Below are 3,192 nucleotides of genomic sequence, written 5' to 3' on the forward strand. Positions count from 1 at the left end.
GGTCAGGGTGACTGCCTTCACCCGTGCATCGCGCAGTACGTCGGCAGCCTGGTCGTTGTCGATGTGCAGCACGTCGAACACACCGTCCGGCAGGCCGCCATCGCGGCACACCGCCAGGATCAGGTCGGCGCACTGCGGCACGTTGCTGGCGTGCTTGAGCAGCGCCACGTTGCCGGCCATGAACGCCGGGGCCAGGAAGCGGAACACCTGCCAGATCGGGAAATTCCACGGCATCACCGCGAACACGCAGCCGATCGGTTCATAGCGCACGTAACTGCGCTGGGCCTCGGTATCGATCAGCTGCGGCTTCAGATAGTCGGCGGCATGGTCGGCATAGAACTCACAGGTGGTCGCGCACTTTTCCACTTCGGCCAGGGCCTCGGCCTTCAGCTTGCCCATCTCGCTGGTCATGGCCTGCTGCAGGTCATCGCGGCGCGCACGCAGCTGGCCGGCAATCTGCTTGAGGATCGCCCCGCGATCCTGCAGCGAGCGCTCGGCCCAGCGTGGGAACGCCTCGGCTGCGGCCTGCAGGCGCTGCTCGATGGCAGCGGCATCCATCAGCTCATGGCGGTAGGTCACCTGGCCGGTGGCCGGGTTGATGATCTCGACGGTCATGGGGGGTCTCCATCAGGTAGACCCCCATTGTGCGCCGGCCGCCGTGAGCCGGATGTTGCCGGCTCAGCCGTTGTCCTGGCGGGCCAGCTGCAGGTCGCGCTGGCGTCGCTTCTCCGCACGCGCATTGATGTACCAGCCGATCACCGCAGCAATGGACACTGCAGACACCAGCAGCGTGGCCAGCGCATTGATCTTCGGGCTGATGCCCATGCGTACCGAGGCGAACACCTTCATCGGCAGCGTGGTCGAGCCCGGCGTGGCAACGAAGCTGGCCACCACCACGTCATCCAGCGACAGGGTGAACGCCAGCAGCCAACCGGCCACCAGCGCCGGGGCGATGATCGGCAGGGTGATGCGGGTGAACACGGTCAGCCGGCTCGCGCCGAGATCCATCGCCGCTTCTTCCAGCGACAGGTCCATCTCCTGCAGGCGCGAGGACACCACCACGGTGACGAAGCACAGGGTGAAGGTGACGTGGGCGATCCAGATGGTAGCCAGGCCACGCGCCGGGAAGCCCGGAATCGCGCCCATCGAGGCCAGCAGCGCCATCAGCGAGAAGCCGAGGATCACGTCCGGCATCACCAGCGGCGCGGTCACCAGCGCACCGAAGAACGGCTTCCCGCGGAAACGCTTGAAGCGGGTCATCACCATCGCCGCCAGCGTGCCGAGCACGGTGGCGGTACAGGCGGTCCAGAACGCGACCACCAGGCTGGTCCACATCGCATCCATCAGCGCCCGGTCGGCAAACAGATCGCTGTAGGCACGGGTGGAGAACCCGGCCCAGACCATGGCCAACCGCGAGCTGTTGAACGAATAGAACATCAACAGCAGGATCGGCAGGTACAGGAAAGCGAAGCCGAGCAGCAGCACGCCCAGGCCCAGGCCCTTGGCAGAACGCGGGCTCATGCCTGCTTCCCTTCCAGCAAACGCTGCTGGGATCGGTTGAACAGCAGGATCGGCACCAGCAGCAACAGGATCATCGCCGCCGCCATTGCCGAGGCACCGGGCCAGTTGCGGTTGTTGAAGAACTCGTTCCACAGCTGGCGACCGACCATCAGGGTTTCCGAGCCACCCAGCATTTCCGGGATCACGAATTCGCCGATCGCCGGGATCATCACCAGCATGCAGCCGGCGATGATGCCCGCCTTCGACAGCGGCAGGGTGATGCGCAGGAACGCCTGCCACGGCTTGGCGCCGAGGTCGTAGGCTGCTTCCAGCAGTCGGTGGTCATGCTTGACCAGGTTGGCGTACAGCGGAAGCACCATGAACGGCAGATAGCAGTACACGATGCCGATGTAGGCTGCGGTCGGGGTGTCGATCAGCTGCAGTTTCGGCAGGCCCATCGAGGTCATCAGCGACTGCAGGCCGGTGTACTGCAGGAACTGGTCGAGCAGGCCGTTGCGGTCCAGGATCGCTTTCCATGCATAGACGCGGATCAGGAACGAGGTCCACGACGGCAGCACCACCAGCATCATCGCCACGTTGCGCGCGGCCGGCGACAGGCGGGCGATGGCATAGGCCATCGGATAGCCGATCAGCAGGGTGAGGAAGGTCGAGATGGCGGCGATCTTGATCGAGCTCAGGAACGCCTGCGCATAGATCGAATCACGGAACAGCGCCAGGTAGTTCTCGAGGTTGAGCTTGAGCGAGAGCCCGCCATCGACGTACTGCAGCAGCCAGGTGTACGGCGGCGAGCCGACCCGGCTGTGCGAGAAACTGATCATCAGCACGATCAGGAACGGCACGGCGAAGAACAGCAGCAGCCACAGGTACGGAATGCCGATCACCGTGGCACGCAGCCCCGGCAGCCAGCGCTTGAGGCCGGCGGCGCTCATGAGGTCAGCACCACGCCGTCGTTGTCGCGCCAGTGCACCCACACCTCGTCACCCCAGGTCAGGCCATCGCTGGCCCAGCGCTGCGAGTTGGCGAAGTTGGCCAGCACCTTGGCGCCGCTGGGCAAGCGCACGTGGTAGACCGAATGGCTGCCGAAGTAGGCAATGTCCTCGATCACGCCCTGCGCCTTGTTGGTGTGCCCTTCCGGCTCATCCTTGCCGATCATCACCTTCTCCGGGCGCAGCGCGAACGCGACCGGCTGCCCTTCGTAACAGGTGATGCCATGGGCGATGTAGACCGGCGCCGGGAACAGCGGCGAGCGCACGGTCACGTATTCGGGCAGGTCCTCGTCGATCACCCCGTCGAACAGGTTGACCGAACCGATGAACTCGGCGACGAAGCGGTTGGCCGGCTGCTCGTAGACCTCGTCGGGCTTGCCGACCTGCTGGATCCAGCCGGCGTCCATCACCGCGATGCGGGTGGCCATGGTCATCGCCTCTTCCTGGTCGTGGGTGACCATCACGCAGGTCACGCCCGACGACTCGATGATGCTGACCAGCTCCAGCTGCATCTGCGAGCGCAGCTTCTTGTCCAGCGCGCCCATCGGTTCGTCCAGCAGCAGCAGCTTGGGCCCCTTGGCCAGCGACCGCGCCAGCGCCACGCGCTGCTGCTGGCCGCCGGACAGCTGGTGCGGCTTGCGCTTGCCAAGATGGCCCATCTGCACCAGGTCGAGCATCTCGCCCA

The 3,192-nt window shown here is 65.4% G+C and carries 4 protein-coding genes; all 4 read right to left on the bottom strand.

Translation table 11 applies throughout. From position 1 onward, the window contains the following. On the bottom strand, nt 1–615 hold a 615-nt coding region (locus AB4Y84_RS17310; RefSeq protein WP_442250531.1), incomplete at its 3' end, for an aldehyde dehydrogenase family protein. A 63-nt stretch (nt 616–678) separates the two neighbouring features. Further along, complete coding sequence (locus AB4Y84_RS17315; protein ID WP_025875316.1) at nt 679–1,521, bottom strand: ABC transporter permease subunit; 843 nt, start codon at nt 1,519–1,521, stop codon at nt 679–681. Continuing rightward, nucleotides 1,518–2,450, bottom strand: coding sequence for an ABC transporter permease subunit (locus AB4Y84_RS17320; RefSeq protein ID WP_032975682.1), 933 nt, complete (start codon nt 2,448–2,450; stop codon nt 1,518–1,520). Before AB4Y84_RS17320 ends, AB4Y84_RS17315 begins: the two co-directional genes overlap by 4 nt. Continuing rightward, on the bottom strand, nt 2,447–3,192 hold a 746-nt coding region (locus AB4Y84_RS17325), incomplete at its 5' end, for an ABC transporter ATP-binding protein (RefSeq protein WP_442250532.1). The genes AB4Y84_RS17325 and AB4Y84_RS17320, both read right to left, overlap by 4 nt.

Origin of the sequence: Stenotrophomonas sp. 2YAF22, from assembly GCF_052114665.1 — a bacterium.
GTDB classification, from domain to species: Bacteria; Pseudomonadota; Gammaproteobacteria; order Xanthomonadales; family Xanthomonadaceae; genus Stenotrophomonas; species Stenotrophomonas indicatrix.

Excerpts from the sequence above, each read along its gene's own strand:
- AB4Y84_RS17315 (WP_025875316.1), bottom strand. The coding sequence starts at position 1,521 with ATGAGCCCGCGTTCTGCCAAGGGCCTGGGCCTGGGCGTGCTGCTGCTC.
- AB4Y84_RS17320 (WP_032975682.1), bottom strand. The coding sequence starts at position 2,450 with ATGAGCGCCGCCGGCCTCAAGCGCTGGCTGCCGGGGCTGCGTGCCACG.